Origin of the sequence: Pseudoclavibacter sp. RFBI5 (assembly GCF_002931395.1) — a bacterium.
Taxonomy (GTDB): domain Bacteria; phylum Actinomycetota; class Actinomycetes; order Actinomycetales; family Microbacteriaceae; genus Pseudoclavibacter.
In genome coordinates, this window is record NZ_PSYA01000010.1 from 1,199,282 (window position 1) to 1,216,373 (window position 17,092).

Here is a 17,092-nt window from a genome sequence, read left to right on the forward strand (position 1 = left end):
GGCACCGCCTCGAGGGTGGCGCGTGGTGGAGACAGCTGGGCTTAGAAGTCCCAGTCCTCGTCTTCCGTGTTGACGGCCTTGCCGATGACGTAGGAGGAGCCCGACCCGGAGAAGAAGTCGTGGTTCTCGTCGGCGTTCGGCGAGAGCGCCGACAGGATCGCCGGGTTCACGTCGGTGACGCTCGAGGGGAACATGGGCTCGTACCCGAGGTTCATGAGCGCCTTGTTGGCGTTGTAGTGCAGGAACTTCTTGACGTCCTCGGCGAGGCCGACTTCGTCGTACAGGTCGTGCGTGTACTGCACTTCGTTCTCGTAGAGCTCGAAGAGCAGCTCGAACGTGTAGTCCTTGAGCTCCTGGCGCTTGGCCTCGTCGACCAGCTCGAGGCCCTTCTGGTACTTGTAGCCGATGTAGTAGCCGTGCACTGCCTCGTCGCGGATGATGAGGCGGATGAGGTCGGCCGTGTTGGTGAGCTTGGCGTGGCTCGACCAGTACATGGGCAGGTAGAAGCCCGAGTAGAACAGGAACGACTCCAGCAGCGTCGACGCGATCTTCCGCTTGAGCGGGTCGTTGCCGTGGTAGTAGTTCATGACGATCTGCGCCTTGCGCTGCAGATTCTCGTTCTCCGTCGACCAGCGGAACGCGTCGTCGATCTGCGGCGTGCTCGAGAGGGTCGAGAAGATCGACGAGTAGCTCTTGGCGTGCACCGACTCCATGAACGCGATGTTCGTGTAGACGGCCTCCTCGTGCGGCGTCAGCGAGTCGGGGATGAGGCTGACCGCGCCCACGGTTCCCTGGATCGTGTCGAGCAGGGTGAGCCCCGTGAAGACGCGCATGGTGAGCGTCTGCTCTGCAGGCGTGAGCGTGTTCCACGACTGCACGTCGTTCGACAGCGGCACCTTCTCGGGGAGCCAGAAGTTGTTGACGAGTCGGTTCCAGACCTCGACATCTTTCTCGTCTGGGATGCGGTTCCAGTTGATCGCCTGGACCTTCTCGAGAAGGTGGCTCGTCTCGGCCTGCGGGTTCATGTGCGTGGAGTTCTTTTCTGTCGCGTTCGTGCGGGAATGGTCGGGCAGCTCACCCGGAGGCAGGCCTCACTCGAAAGCAGGGCTGACTCGAAAGCAGGGAGGGGCCTACAGCATGCAGCTGACGCAGCCGTCGACCTCGGTGCCCTCGAGCGCGAGCTGGCGAAGACGAATGTAGTAGATCGTCTTGATGCCCTTCTTCCACGCGTAGATCTGCGCGCGGTTGATGTCGCGGGTCGTCGCCGTGTCCTTGAAGAAGAGCGTCAGCGACAGGCCCTGGTCGACGTGCTGCGTCGCCTCGGCGTAGGTGTCGATGATCTTCTCGTAGCCGATCTCGTAGGCGTCCTCGAAGTACTCGAGGTTGTCGTTCGAGAGGTAGGGCGCCGGGTAGTAGACGCGGCCGAGCTTGCCTTCCTTGCGGATCTCGATCTTCGACGCGATCGGGTGGATCGACGACGTCGAGTGGTTGATGTAGCTGATCGAACCGGTCGGCGGAACCGCCTGCAGGTTGCGGTTGTACATGCCGTGCTTCTGCACGAGCTCGCGCAGCTCGGCCCAGTCGGCCTGCGTCGGGATGTGCATGCCCTCGAAGAGCTCGCGGACGCGCTCCGTCTTGGGAGCCCACTCGACGTCGACGTACTTGTCGAAGAACTCGCCCGTCGCGTAGGTGGAGCGCTCGAAGCCCGCGAAGGACTTGCCACGCTCGGTCGCGATGAGGTTCGAGGCGCGGATCGCGTGGAACACGACCGTGTAGAAGTAGATGTTCGTGAAGTCGAGAGCCTCTTCGGAACCGTAGAAGATGCGCTCGCGACCGAGGAAGCCGTGCAGGTTCATCTGGCCGAGGCCGATGGCGTGCGACTCGTCGTTGCCCTTCGCGATGGAGGGTACCGACGCGATGTGGCTCATGTCGCTGACGGCGGTGAGGCCGCGGATCGCGGTCTCGACGGCCGTCGCGAGGTTGCGCGAGTCCATGGCGGCGGCGATGTTCATCGACCCGAGGTTGCAGGAGATGTCGTTGCCGATGGTCTCGTAGCCGAGGTCGTCGGTGTACGTCGTCGGCGAGTTGACCTGGAGGATCTCCGAGCACAGGTTCGACATGTTGATGCGGCCCTCGATGGGGTTCGCACGGTTCACCGTGTCCTCGTACATGATGTACGGGTATCCGGACTCGAACTGGATCTCGGCAAGCGTCTGGAACAGCTGGCGTGCGCTGATCTTCGTCTTCTGGATGCGTGCGTCGTCGACCATCTCGTAGTACTTCTCCGTGACGGAGATGTCGCCGAACGGCTTGCCGTAGACGCGCTCGACGTCGTACGGGGAGAAGAGGTACATGTCTTCGCCGCGCTTGGCGAGGTCGAACGTGATGTCCGGGACGACGACGCCGAGCGACAGCGTCTTGATGCGGATCTTCTCGTCGGCGTTCTCGCGCTTGGTGTCGAGGAACCGCATGATGTCGGGGTGGTGCACGTTGAGGTACACGGCTCCAGCACCCTGACGCGCGCCGAGCTGGTTCGCGTAGGAGAAGGAGTCTTCCAGCAGCTTCATGATCGGGATGATTCCCGAGGACTGGTTCTGGATCTGCTTGATCGGCGCACCCGACTCGCGGATGTTCGACAGGTTGAAGGCGACGCCGCCTCCGCGCTTCGAGAGCTGCAGGGCGGAGTTGATGGAGCGGCCGATCGACTCCATGTTGTCCTCGATACGGAGGAGGAAGCAGGAGACGAGCTCGCCTCGCTGCTTCTTGCCCGTGTTAAGGAACGTCGGGGTCGCGGGCTGGAAGCGCCCGGCGATCATCTCGTCGGCGAGCGACGTGGCGAGGGTCTCGTCGCCCTGCGCCAGGCCGAGCGCGACCATGAGCACGCGGTCCTCGAAGCGCTCGAGGTACCGCTTGCCGTCGAACGTCTTGAGCGCGTACGAGGTGTAGAACTTGAAGGCGCCGAGGAAGGTCGGGAAGCGGAACTTCTTCGCGTAGAGGCGGTTGCGGAGCCCCTCGATGAAGGAGTGCGCGTACATCGCCAGGGTCTCGGGCTCGTAGTACTCGTTCTCGACGAGGTACTCGAGGCGCTCCTCCAGGTCGTGGAAGAACACCGTGTTCTGGTTGACGTGCTGGATGAAGTACTGGTGAGCGGCTTCGCGATCCTTGTCGAACTGGATCTGGCCGTTCTCGTCGTACAGGTTGAGCATCGCGTTGAGCGAGTGGTAGTCGAGCGTGTTCGCCGCGGTTGGTGCGTTCATCGTGATGACACTTGCGTCGTCGAGAGCGGTTGTTGCTGCCAAAACCTGTCCAATCCAGAGTTGACTGCGGCGACGTCGTCTGGCGTGCCGAAGAGTTCGAAGCGATACAGCGTGGGTACGCCGCACTTCGAGGAGATGATGTCGGCGGCGAGGCCGTAGCCTTTGCCGAAGTTCGTGTTTCCGCCGGCGATGACGCCGCGGAGGAGCTCGCGGTTGCGTGGCTCGTTGAGGAATCTGATGACCTGCTTGGGGACGGCCCCGCGCCCATCTCCCCCGCCGTAGGTGGGGAGGATGAGCACGTAGGGCTCGTCCGCGACAAGCTGGGGTTCGCTCGGGAAGAGCGGGATGCGGCTCGCTGGCCGGTCGAGCTTCTCGACGAAGCGGCGCGTGTTCTCGGAGACGCTCGAGAAGTAGATGAGCCCGGTCATGGGTGCAGTCCCTTCTTCATCCGCGTCATACCTGGATGCGCGTCATGAGTCGCGTTTCGAGATGCGAGCGCTCAGAGCGGTGAACGACGATCAGCGCAGTGAGCGTCGCCCGGTGCGACGGCTAGGCCGTTGCGAGAGCAGCCAGCTGGCTGATCTTGTCGGGGCGGAAGCCCGACCAGTGGTCATCGCCCGCGATGACGACGGGAGCCTGCATGTAGCCGAGCTCCTTGACGGTCTGCAGCGCCTTCTCGTCTGCGGAGACGTCGAAGATCTCGTACTCGATGCCCTGCTTGTCGAGGGCACGGTAGGTGGCGGTGCACTGCACGCATGACGGCTTGCTGTAGACGGCGATTGCCATGGTTTTCTCCTGGTTCCTAAGTGCTTGGGGAGTGCTATTCGTGCAGTGTGTTGAAAGCGTCTCGCCCGGTCTCTCGCGGCCCTGCCGAAGCAGTCTCACGCGGTGCCAGGTGGATGAACCCCCGTTGTGTCGCAGTTTCCCGCGGCCACTACATCTTGTGCTCGATGAGGCTACCACCACTAGATAGGGTGTTACAACCGTGTAGTTCTCCACAAGTCCTCCACAGAAAATGCCCCAGTTTCCGGCGTTTCTCCACCGTTTTCCGGCGGTTGTGCACAGTCTGTCCCCAACCACCGACATTCCCCGTCCGAGGCGTACGATTGTCGGCGCCGTGACGAACTACGCGACTGTACTCAGAACCCCAGGCCTGACACGACTCCTGCTCTCGCAGCTCGTCGCCAGGTTCCCCGCCGGCATGCTCTCGCTCGCGATCCTCATGCACGTCGAGGACACCTACGACAACTTCACCTCCGCCGGCGTGGTCCTCGCCGCCCTGAGCATCGGCCAGGCGGTCTCGGGCCCGGTCGCCGGGCGCCTCATGACCGTCTGGGGCATGAGGCCCGTGCTGATCTTCACGATGATCGCGTGCTCGCTCTCGCTCACGGCGCTCGCGCTCTGGCCACCGGTGCTCTGGCAGGCGGCGATCCTCGCGGTGCTGGCTGGGCTCAGCATCCCTCCCGTCTCCCCCGCCGTCCGGACGATCTACCCCAAGGTCGTCACCGCATCGCAGCTGTCGCGCCTCTTCTCGCTCGACGCCTCCCTCCAGGAGGTCATCTGGGTGATCGGGCCCGTCGCCACGACCGCCGTCGCGTTCGCGATCTCGCCAGCAGCCGGCATCCTCGTCGGTGCCGGCATCACCCTCGTCGGCGGCCTCTGGTTCGTGGCAGCCCCCGAGGTGGGCAAGGTGCGCATCCCGAAGTCGCGACGCAGAGCGGGGGCGGTGCTGCGCAAACCGGTCGTCGTCCTCATGTCCGTGACGGGCGCCCTCCTCGTCGGCGCCTGCGCCGCCATCGAGGCCGCCGTCGTGGCGGAGTTCGGCCACGAGCGCGCGGAGACCGGCATCCTGCTCGCCGTCTTGGCCGTGGGCTCCCTCGTCGGCGGCCTCGCCTTCGGGCACCTGCCGCTTGCGCCCCTCTCCCTCGCCCGCCGCATGGGGATCGTGTTCCTCGGCATCGGCCTCGCGCTGATCTCGACGAACCCGATCTGGCTCGGCGCCGCATTCTTCGTGAGCGGCCTCGGCATCGCGCCCGTCTTCTCCGGCAGCTTCTCGGCCGTCTCCTCGAGCGTCCGCTTCAGCGAGAGCGCCGAGTCATACGGCTGGATGGCAACGGGGCAGCTCATCGGAGCCGCGGCTGGGTCCGCGCTCGCCGGCATCGCGAACGACCTGGCGGGTTCCCTCGGCGGCTTCCTGGTGAGCGCCGCGTTCGCCCTCGCGGGCGCAGTCGTCGCCCTCCTCTGGCGCGGGCATATCCCGGACCTGCGTGGTGCCGACATCGCGCCGCGACCCGACACCGAGCCCATGAACGTCCTGAACGCCCCTTCCTGATGCCGCTCCCGGTGCTCAGAACGCCGACCGAAAGGCCCAGATGACCTCGCCGCTCACCCCCAGCCTGACCATGAACGACGGCATCCAGATCCCCCAACTCGGTCTCGGCGTCTACAAGGTCCCTGACCTCGAGGCGACCAGGGTCGTGGTGGATGCCATCGACCTGGGCTACCGACACCTCGACACGGCGGCGTTCTACGACAACGAGGCGGGCGTCGGCCGCGGCATCCGCGAGAGCGGGGCTCCCCGCGAGGAGCTCTTCGTGGCGACGAAGGTCTGGCACGACCGACACGGCTTCGAGGAGACGCTCGCCTCCTTCGACGAGAGCCTCGAGAAGCTCGGCCTCGACTACGTCGACCTCTACCTCATCCACTGGCCTGCCCCGGCGCAGGGCAGGTACGTCGAGACCTGGCGAGCGCTCGAGCGGCTCCATGGCGAGGGGCGTGCCCGATCCATCGGCGTCTCGAACTTCAAAGGACACCACCTCGACCGCCTCGCGGAAGAGACCGAGACCGTGCCGGCCGTCAACCAGATCGAGCTGCATCCTCGCCTCCCGCAGGTCGAGACCCGCGCGTACAACCGAGCGCACGGCATCCTCACGGAGGCGTGGTCGCCGCTCGCACGGGGCACGCTGCTCGACGAGCCTGCGCTCGTCGCCCTGGCCGACAAGCACGGCAAGACGGTCGCCCAGGTCGTGCTGCGCTGGCAGCTGGACCTCGGCAACGTCGTCATCCCGAAGTCGGTGCACCGCGAGCGACTCGCCTCGAACCTCGAGGTCTTCGACTTCGCGCTCGACGCCGAAGACCTCGCCGTCATCGCCGCCCTCGAGTCCGGCGAACGCACCGGCAAGGACCCAGACCTGTTCTTCTGACCGCGCGCCCGCAGTGGATCTCTGGGGGAACTCGGAGCACGCCGAGCCCCGCCAGGTGCTTGCATGACTCCTATGCGCACCACATTCCGGCGGCTCGGCGCCGCGACCGCCCTCGCCCTCAGTGCGCTCCTGCTCTCCGGATGCGCGAGCGGCATGTCCTCGACCGAGTCGCAGTCCGAATCGGCGCCGCAGGGCGTCGCGCAGGACTCCGCGGGTGTCCCGGAGGCGGCCGCTGACGCCACGCAGGAGAATCGGGACGTGGTCACGACGGGCTACGTGGGGATCCAGACCGGCGACGTGCCCGGGGCCCGCACGCAGGTGGAGGCCCTCGTGGAGGCCCGCGACGGGCGCATCGACGCCCGATCGGAGACGGGAGGCGACTCCATCTCGGCGCAGCTGACCGCGCGGGTGCCGGCAGCAGACTACGACGCGTTCATCACCGAGCTGCGCGAGGTCGGAGAGGTGGTCTCCGTCGAGACCTCCGCCGTCGACGTCACACTGCAGAAGACGGACATGTCCTCACGCGTCTCGACCCTCGAAGCGTCAGTGACCTCGCTGCGAGGGATGCTCTCCTCGGCCACGGAGGTCGACGACCTCCTCGCGATCGAGACGACGCTGACCGAGCGCACGAGCGAGCTGCAGAGCCTCCGCGCGCAGCTCGAGGTGCTCGAGGAGAGCATCGCGTACTCGACCGTCTCCATCTCCATCTCGAGCGACGCCCCGTCCCCCGGGGAGGAGCCCGCTGGCTTCCTCGCGGGCCTGCAGGACGGCATGGCGGCACTGCTACGCGGGTTCGCCTCGTTCTGGACCGCGCTGGGTTTCGCGCTCCCCGGTCTCGCGCTCCTCGCCGTGCTCGGCGCCGCGGCCTGGGTCATCGTGCGCCTCAGCATGCGTTCCTCGGCTGCCCGAGCGGCCCGCCGGGCAGAGGCGTCGGCCGCTGCCGCCGCCGCCGCACAGCCGGCTTCCGCGGCACCGGACGCCGGAGGCCGAGTGCCCGCCGAGCCCGCCTCGTAGCGCCGATTCGGCCAGCGCACCGCTGCAATCGCTAGTCTTGTGCAGGTCGTTCGTGCGCACGTGGGCACGGATGGCCCGCCACATCCACGTTGACCGAGGAGCACAGCATGGCTGCCGACGACACGAACACCAAGTTCGACCCCGATTTCGAGCCGCGCGACGAGGACACCACGCGCATCGAGGCCGCGGGTGTCCCCGACGAGGACCTGGCTCCGGGCGACACGATCGGGGACCTCGCAGACGACCCCATCGAGCCGCCCCAGGACACCGACGAAACCTCGGACTCACTTGCCGCCGGCACCGGCCACGTGAGCGGCGAGAGCAGCGCAGCCGCCCAGCTCAAGGCCCACGAGGCGAAGCTCACCCGCATCTTCCAGGCGACCGTCTTCGGCCCGGGCGACGAGCGGATCGGCCGTGTCGGCCAGGTGTACCTCGACGACCAGACGCGCGACCCCAACTGGGTCACGGTGAAGACGGGCCTCTTCGGCACCAAGGAGTTCTTCATCCCGCTCGATGTCGCGGAACTGGACGAGAAGCGCATCCTCGTGCCCTACTCGAAGTCGCTCGTGACGAGCGCTCCCAGCACGGAGGTCGACCAGAACCTCAGCCCTGCCGAGGAGGACGCGCTGTACGTGCACTACGAGGTTCCGGGGCGCATGCCCGAGAACGGCACGGAGACGAGCCTCGTCGAGGATGGAACCGAGCTCCGTCCTGGCAGCGCCCCCGTCATCATGGAGCAGAGCGGTGACGACTTCGGCGACGCCGACGAGGCGACGCGGACCGAGGACGCGCTGCTCGCCGAGACCGTCGCCGATTCCGCCTTCGACACCGAGGCCAGCATCGACGCCCGCGAGACGGCGGCGCCCCTGCTCTCAGCCGACGACGACGACACTCGCCTCATCGCGACTGCGGAAGCCGCGGCGAGCGACGACGAGTTCGAGGCGCCGACGGTGACCGAGTGGGAGGAAGTCAGCTTCCAGCGGCCGAGCGACGAGCCGACCGACCCGACCAGCCCCGACCGGAACTAGGAGCCTCCGTGCCTCTCTTCGCCACGATCTACCACTACGCAGACGATTCAGCCGACACCCGCGACGAGCACCGCCCCGCGCACCGGGCCTGGCTCGGCGAGCAGAAGGACGCGGGCCTCCTGAAGGCCTCTGGCCCTTGGGCCGCTCCTCACTCGGGCGCGCTGCTCCTCTGGGAGAGCGACGACGAGGCGTCCCTGCGGGAGCTCCTCCCCGCCGACCCCTTCGCCGCAGTCGGCGTCATCCGCCAGACCGACGTCTACGAGTGGACACAGGTCTTCGGACCGTTCACCCCGTAGCTGGCGAACTCCCCAGCACCTCGACGAAGCCGGTCGCCGCACTCGCGGCGGCCGGCTTCGTCACGAGCTAGGCCTGCTCGTGGGTCTGCGCAGGCTCGGCGGAGCTGCCGGGTGCCGCTGCCCTTGGCTTCTCGAAGAACAGCACGACGACCGCTCCCGCGAGGAAGGCGGCGATCGGCAGCAGCAGCGACTGCCCCAGGGCCGCGGAGAACCCCTCGGCGACCGCGGGCGGCAGCGCGCCGCTGCTCTGCTCTGCGGCATCCGCCGGCATGCCGGGCAGCTCGGCCGCGAGGCGCGAGCTGATGAGGGCGGCGATCGCGGCCGACCCGAGCACCGAGCCGACCTGGCGGGTCATGTTGTAGACGCCGGATCCCGCTCCAGCGAGTGCGGGAGGCAGGTTCCGCGTAGCGCTCGTCGCGAGCGGTGCCCAGAGGCCGGACATCCCGAGGCCGAGGAAGGCGGGTGGGATGAGCAGCTGCCAGAGCGGCGTGTCGGCCGTCATGAGCAGCGACATCCACCCGAGCGCGGCAGCCACGATGAGGAATCCCGCGAACGCGATCCAGCGTGGCTCGGTGCGGTCGGTGAGGCGGCCCACGAACGGCGCCATGACCCCGGACACGACGGCCATGGGAACCAGCATGAGGGCCGCCTGCGTCGGCTCGAGTGCGCGCGCCGTCTGGAAGTAGAACGCGATCGGGAGCGGCATGGAGACGATCGCGAGGCCCAGCACCGAGATGCCGAGGTTCGCGACCGTGAAGTTCCTGTCGCGGAAGAGCCCGAGCGGCAGGAGCGGCTCCTTGCGGTTGAAGCGCTGCCAGACGACGAAGCCGACGAGCACGACCACTCCGGAGACGATGAGTCCCCACACGGAGATGGGTCCGACGATCTGCCCCCAATCGAACGTCTCGCCTTCCTGGATGCCGAACACGAGCAGGAAGAGACCTACAGCGCTAAGCACCACGCCCAGCCAGTCGAACGAGTGCGCCTTGGTCTCGAGATCGGGCACGAGACGCCAGGCCAGGATGAACGCGACGACACCGACGGGCACGTTGACGAAGAAGATCCACTCCCAGCCGAGGCCGTCGACGAGGAACCCTCCGAGGATAGGGCCGACGAGGGTGGCGACTCCGGCGACCGCACCCCAGAGCCCCATGGCGGCACCTCGCTTGTCCGGCGCGAAGATCCGAGTGATGACCGACATGGTCTGCGGGGTCATGAGAGCGGCGCCGAGGCCCTGCACGGCACGCGCCGCGATGAGCATCCCGATGTCACCCGAGAAGCCGCACCAGAGCGATGCGAGGGTGAAGACGACGAGGCCGATGAGGTAGATGCGCTTCGGGCCGAAGCGGTCGCCGAGGCGACCGGTGATGAGCAGCGGCACGGCGTAGCTGAGCAGGTACGCGCTGGTCACCCAGATGACGGCGGTGATGTCGGTCTGGAGATCCCTGAGGATGGCCGGGTTCGCGATGGAGACGATCGTCGAGTCGACCAGGATCATGAAGAAGCCGATGACGAGGGCCCAGAGGGCGGGCCAGGGGCGGGAGACTGTTTCCACGAGGGTGGATGCTACGCCCCTTGTCGGGCCGTTGCGCGCCACGCGAGGAATAGCCGGCGGGCGGGGCGCGTTGTGCTCCCCGTACGCCCAGAGACAGGAGACGCATGCCAACCATCGACATCACCACCGAGACGTTCAAGGACACGGTTGCCTCCGAGGGCATCGTGCTCATCGACTTCTGGGCCGAATGGTGCGGCCCCTGCCGCCAGTTCGGTCCCATCTACTCCGCCGCTTCGGAGCGCCACGAGGACATCACGTTCGCGAAGGTCGACACGGAGAACAACCAGGAGCTGTCCGCCGGCCTGCAGATCACGTCGATCCCGACGCTGATGGCGTTCCGCGACGGCGTGCTGCTCTACCGCGAGGCCGGGGCCATGCCGCTCGCGGGGGTCGAGAAGCTCATCGAGGCCCTCGAGAACGTCGACATGGATCAGGTTCGCGCTGAGATCGCCGAGAAGTCGGGCGCTGCGCCCGCCAACGAGGCGCAGTAGGCCCAGAGCTTCTCCCCCAGCTCGGGGTCGTAGCTGCGCCAGTGCGAGGTGCCGATAACGGGCATTCCCCGCGTGAGGTGGGCGGGGACGATCGTCTCCCCGCCTGCCAGCTGCGGGTCGGTGACGGCCCTGAGCTGGCAGAGGGCACCCTCGTGCTTGCCTTGCGCCGCGAAGGCGAGGAGGCTGTCCAGGGTGCGTTTGCCGAGCGACGGTTCGTGGACGCCCGGGATCGTCGGGGTGAGACCGCCCGTCGAGTAGCCGGGATGCGCGACGAGGCTGCGCACGTGCCCGCCAGCGGCGCGCGCTCGACGGTCCCCCTCGATCGCGAGCACCTGCGTCGCGAGCTTCGACTGCGCGTAGGCGTTCCAGGACGTGTAGCCGCCGCGCAGCTGCACATCCTCGAGGTGTGCCCTCGTGAGGGCGGGCGCGATGCTGCCGAGCCACACGACCGCGGCGTCTTCTCGGAGCGTGGCCCCCACTGAGAGGTGGCTCAGGAGGGCGAAGTGGCCGAGCGCGTTCGTTGCGAAGACCCGCTCGATGCCGTCGCTCGTCTCTTCCCGCTCGGTCGGCGGATGCACGACTCCGGCGTTGAGGACAAGACCGTCGAACCCGGACCCAGCTGACGACGGGTCGCCGATGAGTGTGGACGCCGCGCCGCGGATCGCCTCGAGCTCCGCGATATCGAAGGCGAGGGTCGTGACGAGCTCGGATCGTCCCATGGCTGCGGCCGCAGCCTCGAGCCTCGCGGCGCTTCGTCCCGTGATGACGACGTTCGCGCCCCGGGCAGCCAGGCTCTTCGCCGTGAAGAAGCCGAGCCCCGTCGACGCGCCCGTGATGAGGTAGCGCCTGCCGGAGAGGTCGTGGGGCCCGAACTCAGCTGCGGCGCTCACGCGTCGTCGCCTTCATCGAAGTGCTCGTACCGCGGCATGGTCCGCTCCTCTTGGCTGTGGCTGAGAGATCCTGCCCCAGCAGTCTAGGAGCGTCAGATCTCCAGAGCTGGGGAGGCCTGCAGGTCGTAGCCGAACGCGTAGAGATGTACGACGACGCCGGGGGCGACCTCCTTGGGCCCCTCCCGGTCGGTGAGGTGCACGAAGCCGAGCCGCTCGTACAGGCGGTGGGCGCCGAGCATCTCCGGGCCACTGTTCATGACGACCCGCGACGCGCCCCGATCACGCCCGAGGGCGATGACGTGGCCCGCGAGCGTCTGTCCGATGCCGCGCCCGCGCGCCTCGGGGGCTACGGCGAGCATCCTGAAGTCGAGCTCGCCCTGCCTTGCGAGCTGCGAGATCCGCTGCCCTGGTCGTGGCGTCCAGACGGATCCGAGGATCGTTCCGGTCGCGATGTCCTCGGCAACCCAGACCTCGTCTTCACTGGCTCGGCTCGCGGCGTCCCGCAGGTCCTCGGCGTAGCTCGCCGTGACCACGTAGTCGTTGCTGTACGCGCGCTCGGTGAGGCGCCCGACCAGCTCGACCTCGTCGTGCCGAACCAGGCGGAGGCGAACGCCTTCGGTCTGCGTGAGGTCGTAGCGGTAGGCGAGCTCGGCTCCGAACGTCTCATCGTCAGTGTCGCGCCCTTTGACCCGCGAGAAGCCGACTCGTTCCGCCAGCCGCCGCGCCTGCGAGTTCGAGACGCCGACATCGAGCACTGCCGCGCGGGCACCGCTCCGCCGGGCGAGGTCGAGAGCGGCGTGGACAAGCGCGTCTGCGACCCCCGCGCCGCGAGCTTCGGGGGCGACGGCGGTGAAGCGCAGCTCCGCCTCGTCACCGCGGGCGAGACGCGCCGGTTCGGTGCCGGCGCGCAGCAACGTCGAGGTTCCGAGGATCTCGGGAGCGCCGTGCTCGGGTTCGTCCGTGACGGCGACGAGCACGGTCCCGGCTTCGCTGCGGGCGGCGACGTCGAGTTCGGCTGCCCGGCGGGACTCGCGCCAGCGCTCATTGCCGTGCCCGCCCGAGTCGAACGATCGAACCGTGAGTGCCCCGATGGCGGCGAATTCGTCCGCTCGGGCCTCTCGAACGGTGAAGGTGCCAGGGTTCGTGTTCGTGTGGGGATCGACGCTTGGTGCGACGCTCATAGACCATCCAATACTTCTCCGGGCAAGCCGCGCCCGCATGTGCAACTGTCCAGCATACGACGCCGGAGGCACACGCGCGGCGGCACGGGACCGCTCTGGAGTCAGCGCTCGTCGTCGTCAGGCGCGATGATGCGGTGCGAACCGGTCGCCGGATGCGCGGCCCTGGCCCGCACGGAGGCGAACTGGCTCTCGACGATGTCGGCGACGACGGCGATCGACTGCTCATCGAAGCGGTCGTGCTGCCCCTCGGCGACTTCCTGCGCGTCGACGTGGCGCAACCACGACGTGGTGGCGCTGACCGACGATGGTGTGTAGCCGTTCGTCTCGGCCACAGCACCGCCGAACAGGAACGCGACGGGAACACGGAGACCCGCGAGGGCGTCGCGTGAGGAGGAGCCATCGTCGTCGGCGGGCAGGGTGTCGCCGAGGCCGCCGTTGACGAGAACCAGGGCTCCGACACGTTCCGGGTGGGCGGCGGCGACCGCGACGGCGAGGTCCGCGCCCGTCTCCGTGCCGACGAGCACCGCTCGCTCGACGGAGAAGTGGTCCATCAGCTCGACGACCGCGTGCGCGGTCGTGTCCCTCGCCGCTCTCGAACGCTGCGGCCAGCCCAGATCGTCGATGGACGGCGCCAGGATGTGTGCATCCGGGAGGAGCCCGGCGAGCGTCTCGGCCGTGGCACCATGCGGCTCCCCGAGCAGCAGGAGATTGTCGTGCTTGCGTCCCTCTCTGGAGACGCGGACCAGCACTCCGACGCTGCCGCCGGTGAGGTCGACACTGAGCCCTCTTGGCCCGATCGAATGCGGTTCCGCCTTGGCGGAGCCGAGTGGTCGCAGCGCGCGAACGGGAGCGTCTGCCTCGTCACCCGTCATGCGATCCACTCCTTCGCTGGCTCTCAATGCTACGCACCCTCGCTCCAGCGTAGACGCGGCACCGTGTGCACCGCGGACAGCGCACCTCTCGGATCCACCCACTGGCCCAGCTGCACCCCCGCGACTAAGGTAAACCTAACTCACGAAGGAGCGACCATGTCGAACATCACCACCGTGCACGCCGCGAGCGGTCTCGTCAGGTCGCGCCTCGCGGCCAGAGAGCGCGTGAGCGAGCACGTCGTGCGCGTGACGCTGGAGGGCGATGACTTCGCCCGCTTCCAAGGCCTCGGCTTCGACCAGTGGTTCCGCCTGCTGCTCCCCCAGCAGGACGAGACCGTCTTCGATCGCGTGCACGACCGCATCGACTTCAAGGGCTACCTCAAATACCTGCTCATCTCGCAGTCCACGCGCCCCGCCATCCGCAACTACACCGTGCGCGAGTTCCGCCAAGCCCAACGACAGCTCGACATCGACGTGATCGTGCACGGCGACGCCGGCATCGCCGACCCGTGGGCTCGCGACGCACAGATCGGCGCGCCCGTCGCGCTCATCGACCAGGGCTGCGGATTCGCGCCACCAGCATCCACCGACTGGCAGCTGCTGGTCGCCGACGAGACCGGGATGCCCGCGATCGTCGGCATCCTCCGCGACCTGCCGAGGACAGCCCGCGGGCACGCGATCGTGGAGATCCCATCTCAAGGGGACGCGCAGCCCGTGGAACTGCCTTCGGGATTCACGCTCGACTGGGTGACACGCCCGGACGGGGCTCGCCCTGGCCAGACGGCGCTGCAGGCAGTACGAGACACCCGACTCGAGGGCTCGACGCCCTACGCCTTCGCCGTCGGCGAGTCGCAGCTCGCGACCGGCGTCCGCCGACACCTGGTCAGAGACCTCGCCGTACCGAAGACCCAGGTGACCTTCGCCGGCTACTGGAAACTCGGCCGCAGCGAAGCCGCGCAGGCCTGACCGAACGGTGGAAATCGAGTGCGTGACCCCGCGTGACTTTTCCGCGAGAAAACACCTTCGATTGCGGGCGCGGAGCGTGATAGCGTTGGTTTCACGCGCTGAGCGTCGGGAAGCCGTCCAGTAGCACCGCAGTTAACACGGGTCGAGCGCGCGCCCCATCCGAATCGGAACTGCCCCCAGACAGCACCGAGCCCAAGAACTTATCCACCCCTTATCTTTGCTCTCCTACGGCGCCGTGGAAGAGCAGCCCGAATCGTCAGAGATTCGGCAGCGCATTCCTGCGCGAAATAAACCGTGCCTAATAAGCACAGATCCGTTCGCGGATCACCCGCCCGAAGTACGGGCTGCATAACAATGAAGGAAGAAAAACATGGCAACTGGCATCGTGAAGTGGTTCAACGCAGACAAGGGCTACGGCTTCATCGCTCCGGACGACGGAACGCCCGACGTCTTCGCGCACCACTCCGCAATCGACGTCCAGGGTTTCCGCACGCTTGAAGAGAACCAGCGCGTGGAGTTCGATGTGACCCAGGGACCCAAGGGTCTCCAGGCCGAGAGCATCCGCCCGCTCTAAATACAGGCTCTCAGCGGTCCCCGTCCTCTGACGGGATGACCACGCACAACGAGTGCGACCTTCGGGTCGCACTCGTTTTGTCTGTCCCGGCGAGTGCATCCCGTTGACCACTCACCACGAATGACCCCGCGGTTCGCAAAGCAGAAGCCGACTTCACCTCGCCCGCAGCCTCCGATCTGTCAACGACGACGATCGCGGCGAACCCCGTGTGCCCCCTTGGTGGAGCGGGAGAGCAGAGCACTCGCCTCACCGACGCGGAATGGGCAGTTCCGTCTGCTCGCGCTGGCGGCTGGCGGCGCTTATGGCTCCCGCCACCGAGGCCAGACACGATCCGCGTGAGGGCGGCATTCGTCGTTCACGGGGAGTCCTCCCCCGTGAGCCGAGGATCTGGTGTGTTCCAGGGTCGACTGGCAGGGAGGAAGGTATCCTTCTTGGGCGAGGCGCGGACCCCCGACCGCGAAATGCCTCGTTCACTACCAGCACCAGACCTCGAACGGAGCAACACTCCCTCCATGACCACTCCCCCCACGTGGCCTCATACCCCAGTCGTCCGCCCCAAGGACCGCAAGCAGCGCATCGAGTCCGCCGCCACTCAGGCATTCGCCCTGCGCGGCTACCACCAGGTGAGCATGAGCGACGTGGCAGCGTCGGTCGGCATCTCGGCCCCCGCCCTCTACCGTCACTTCGCGAACAAGTACGACCTCTTCAAGCACACGGCGTTCGGCATCGTCGACGCGGTCGAGACGGCCACTGACGACGCGGCAGAGAGCGCAGCGGTCATCGGCGCTCCCCCGGCCGAGCAGTCCTCTGCGCTGATCAGCGCGACGCTGGACAGCCTCATCAAGCGCCGCGGCACCGGAGAGATCATCCGCTGGGAGTCCCGCTACCTCGAGCCCGCCGATCGCGCGTCCGTCGACCAGCGCCTCGCCAAGGTCTACGGTCGCTTCTCGACGGTGCTCAAGGAACTGCGCCCGAACCTGCGTACCGAGGACGCCGCCCTGCAGAGTCGTGCGGCCTTCGCCGTGCTCGCGAGCGTCTCGATGCACCGCACCAGCATCTCGTCGGCCGCCGCCGACTACCTCCGTGCGGCTGCCCAGCGCGCATTCGAGGCAGAGCTGCCCGAGATCGAGTCGTACGTCGCTCCCGCAGCCACCGGAATCCCTTCAACGGCGAAGCGCGAGCAGATCGTCGCCCGGTCCATCGAGCTCTTCTTCGCCCGCGGATACAACCTCGTGAGCATCGAGGAGATCGGCGGTGCCGTCGGCATCACCGCCTCCGGCGTGTACCGGCACTTCGAGAGCAAGAGCGGCATCCTCGCCGCTGCGTGCTCACGTGCCGCCGAGTACCTCGGCCAGGTGACCCGCGAGGTCTTCGCCGCCGTCGACAGCCACGAAGCCGCGCTCGATGGCCTGATCGACGCCTACGTGGAAGCCCAGCTCGCGCACCACCGGCTCCTGCAGGTCTACATCGCCGAGTCGACGAACCTCGGCGACGACGAGCGGGAGCGTCTCATCGCCCTCCAGCGCGACCACGTCGAGGAGTGGGCAGGACTCCTGCGCGCCGTGAAGCCGCAGTTCTCCGCCTCGGAAGCGCGCTGCGTCGCGCACGCCGGATTCCACGTCGTGGACTCGCTCGGGCGAGTGCTCGCCTGGCAGGACACGCCGAGCAACCGAACGCGCGTCGCCCACATGCTCCGCGCGGTCCTCGACGTCTGACGTTCGAGCACACGACGAGCCGTGGCCCGCCCCGTCCAGGGTGCGGGCCA

Annotated in this window: 17 protein-coding genes; 9 read left to right on the plus strand and 8 right to left on the minus strand. The window is 67.5% G+C overall.

Annotated features, from left to right (window positions below; all coding sequences use genetic code 11):
- Positions 1–41 precede the first annotated feature (41 nt).
- The 4 genes from nrdF to nrdH form a co-directional block, all read right to left on the minus strand.
- Entirely contained in the window at positions 42–1,025 is a 984-nt protein-coding gene (nrdF, locus tag C5E06_RS12465) for a class 1b ribonucleoside-diphosphate reductase subunit beta (protein ID WP_104241767.1), read from the minus strand.
- Positions 1,026–1,130: 105 nt separating this feature from the next.
- The gene (nrdE, locus tag C5E06_RS12470) at positions 1,131–3,257 is read right to left on the minus strand and encodes a class 1b ribonucleoside-diphosphate reductase subunit alpha (RefSeq protein ID WP_104241769.1); all 2,127 of its coding nucleotides are present in this window, start codon (positions 3,255–3,257) and stop codon (positions 1,131–1,133) included.
- Positions 3,254–3,685 carry a class Ib ribonucleoside-diphosphate reductase assembly flavoprotein NrdI gene (nrdI, locus tag C5E06_RS12475; protein WP_104241771.1) on the minus strand — a complete coding sequence of 144 codons (432 nt, stop codon included), beginning with the start codon at positions 3,683–3,685 and terminating at the stop codon, positions 3,254–3,256. The genes nrdE and nrdI overlap by 4 nt, the downstream gene beginning before the upstream one ends.
- A gap of 121 nt (positions 3,686–3,806) precedes the next feature.
- The gene (nrdH, locus tag C5E06_RS12480; RefSeq protein WP_068478736.1) at positions 3,807–4,043 is read right to left on the minus strand and encodes a glutaredoxin-like protein NrdH; all 237 of its coding nucleotides are present in this window, start codon (positions 4,041–4,043) and stop codon (positions 3,807–3,809) included.
- A 331-nt stretch (positions 4,044–4,374) separates the two neighbouring features.
- Here nrdH and C5E06_RS12485 point away from each other — a divergent pair, with 331 nt between their 5' ends.
- From C5E06_RS12485 to C5E06_RS12505, 5 genes are all read left to right on the plus strand, one after another.
- Positions 4,375–5,589 carry an MFS transporter gene (locus C5E06_RS12485; protein WP_104307038.1) on the plus strand — a complete coding sequence of 405 codons (1,215 nt, stop codon included), beginning with the start codon at positions 4,375–4,377 and terminating at the stop codon, positions 5,587–5,589.
- Positions 5,590–5,629: 40 nt separating this feature from the next.
- On the plus strand, positions 5,630–6,460 hold the full coding sequence (locus C5E06_RS12490; RefSeq protein ID WP_104307039.1) for an aldo/keto reductase: 831 nt from the start codon (positions 5,630–5,632) through the stop codon (positions 6,458–6,460).
- A 72-nt stretch (positions 6,461–6,532) separates the two neighbouring features.
- Positions 6,533–7,474 (plus strand): DUF4349 domain-containing protein, encoded by a 942-nt coding sequence (locus C5E06_RS12495; protein ID WP_181062967.1) that lies wholly within the window; start codon positions 6,533–6,535, stop codon positions 7,472–7,474.
- A gap of 107 nt (positions 7,475–7,581) precedes the next feature.
- Positions 7,582–8,502 carry a PRC-barrel domain-containing protein gene (locus tag C5E06_RS12500; protein ID WP_104307041.1) on the plus strand — a complete coding sequence of 307 codons (921 nt, stop codon included), beginning with the start codon at positions 7,582–7,584 and terminating at the stop codon, positions 8,500–8,502.
- Positions 8,503–8,510: 8 nt separating this feature from the next.
- On the plus strand, positions 8,511–8,798 hold the full coding sequence (locus C5E06_RS12505) for a YciI family protein (protein ID WP_104241782.1): 288 nt from the start codon (positions 8,511–8,513) through the stop codon (positions 8,796–8,798).
- Positions 8,799–8,865: 67 nt separating this feature from the next.
- Here the strand turns inward: C5E06_RS12505 and C5E06_RS12510 are convergent, their stop codons facing one another.
- On the minus strand, positions 8,866–10,353 hold the full coding sequence (locus C5E06_RS12510; RefSeq protein ID WP_104241784.1) for an MDR family MFS transporter: 1,488 nt from the start codon (positions 10,351–10,353) through the stop codon (positions 8,866–8,868).
- A gap of 104 nt (positions 10,354–10,457) precedes the next feature.
- Between C5E06_RS12510 and trxA the strand changes: the two genes are divergently transcribed.
- Positions 10,458–10,844 (plus strand): thioredoxin, encoded by a 387-nt coding sequence (trxA, locus tag C5E06_RS12515; protein WP_104241786.1) that lies wholly within the window; start codon positions 10,458–10,460, stop codon positions 10,842–10,844.
- Here the strand turns inward: trxA and C5E06_RS12520 are convergent.
- From C5E06_RS12520 to C5E06_RS12530, 3 genes are all read right to left on the minus strand, one after another.
- Positions 10,784–11,734: an SDR family NAD(P)-dependent oxidoreductase gene (locus tag C5E06_RS12520; protein ID WP_104307042.1), complete on the minus strand. Its 951-nt coding sequence runs from the start codon at positions 11,732–11,734 to the stop codon at positions 10,784–10,786. The two genes, trxA and C5E06_RS12520, sit on opposite strands and share 61 nt — an antisense overlap.
- Positions 11,735–11,826: 92 nt before the next feature.
- On the minus strand, positions 11,827–12,915 hold the full coding sequence (locus C5E06_RS12525; protein ID WP_181059361.1) for a GNAT family N-acetyltransferase: 1,089 nt from the start codon (positions 12,913–12,915) through the stop codon (positions 11,827–11,829).
- Between the two features lie 101 nt (positions 12,916–13,016).
- Positions 13,017–13,787 (minus strand): alpha/beta fold hydrolase, encoded by a 771-nt coding sequence (locus tag C5E06_RS12530; protein ID WP_104307044.1) that lies wholly within the window; start codon positions 13,785–13,787, stop codon positions 13,017–13,019.
- A 156-nt stretch (positions 13,788–13,943) separates the two neighbouring features.
- On the opposite strand from C5E06_RS12530, the gene C5E06_RS12535 reads away from it, so the two are divergent.
- From C5E06_RS12535 to C5E06_RS12545, 3 genes are all read left to right on the plus strand, one after another.
- Complete coding sequence (locus tag C5E06_RS12535) at positions 13,944–14,753, plus strand: siderophore-interacting protein (protein WP_104307045.1); 810 nt, start codon at positions 13,944–13,946, stop codon at positions 14,751–14,753.
- Positions 14,754–15,123: 370 nt separating this feature from the next.
- Positions 15,124–15,327 (plus strand): cold-shock protein, encoded by a 204-nt coding sequence (locus C5E06_RS12540; RefSeq protein ID WP_068478769.1) that lies wholly within the window; start codon positions 15,124–15,126, stop codon positions 15,325–15,327.
- A 512-nt stretch (positions 15,328–15,839) separates the two neighbouring features.
- A complete protein-coding gene (locus tag C5E06_RS12545; RefSeq protein WP_181062968.1) occupies positions 15,840–17,042 on the plus strand; it encodes a TetR/AcrR family transcriptional regulator in 1,203 nt (400 codons plus the stop codon).
- Positions 17,043–17,092: the final 50 nt, after the last annotated feature.

What these genes read in the sequence shown, in the direction of transcription:
- nrdF (WP_104241767.1), bottom strand. Translation starts at nt 1,025, where the DNA reads ATGAACCCGCAGGCCGAGACGAGCCACCTTCTCGAGAAGGTCCAGGCG.
- nrdE (WP_104241769.1), bottom strand. Translation starts at nt 3,257, where the DNA reads ATGAACGCACCAACCGCGGCGAACACGCTCGACTACCACTCGCTCAAC.
- nrdI (WP_104241771.1), bottom strand. Translation starts at nt 3,685, where the DNA reads ATGACCGGGCTCATCTACTTCTCGAGCGTCTCCGAGAACACGCGCCGC.
- nrdH (WP_068478736.1), bottom strand. Translation starts at nt 4,043, where the DNA reads ATGGCAATCGCCGTCTACAGCAAGCCGTCATGCGTGCAGTGCACCGCC.
- C5E06_RS12490 (WP_104307039.1), top strand. Translation starts at nt 5,630, where the DNA reads ATGACCTCGCCGCTCACCCCCAGCCTGACCATGAACGACGGCATCCAG.
- C5E06_RS12495 (WP_181062967.1), top strand. Translation starts at nt 6,533, where the DNA reads ATGCGCACCACATTCCGGCGGCTCGGCGCCGCGACCGCCCTCGCCCTC.
- C5E06_RS12500 (WP_104307041.1), top strand. Translation starts at nt 7,582, where the DNA reads ATGGCTGCCGACGACACGAACACCAAGTTCGACCCCGATTTCGAGCCG.
- trxA (WP_104241786.1), top strand. Translation starts at nt 10,458, where the DNA reads ATGCCAACCATCGACATCACCACCGAGACGTTCAAGGACACGGTTGCC.
- C5E06_RS12525 (WP_181059361.1), bottom strand. Translation starts at nt 12,915, where the DNA reads ATGAGCGTCGCACCAAGCGTCGATCCCCACACGAACACGAACCCTGGC.
- C5E06_RS12530 (WP_104307044.1), bottom strand. Translation starts at nt 13,787, where the DNA reads ATGACGGGTGACGAGGCAGACGCTCCCGTTCGCGCGCTGCGACCACTC.
- C5E06_RS12535 (WP_104307045.1), top strand. Translation starts at nt 13,944, where the DNA reads ATGTCGAACATCACCACCGTGCACGCCGCGAGCGGTCTCGTCAGGTCG.
- C5E06_RS12540 (WP_068478769.1), top strand. Translation starts at nt 15,124, where the DNA reads ATGGCAACTGGCATCGTGAAGTGGTTCAACGCAGACAAGGGCTACGGC.
- C5E06_RS12545 (WP_181062968.1), top strand. Translation starts at nt 15,840, where the DNA reads ATGACCACTCCCCCCACGTGGCCTCATACCCCAGTCGTCCGCCCCAAG.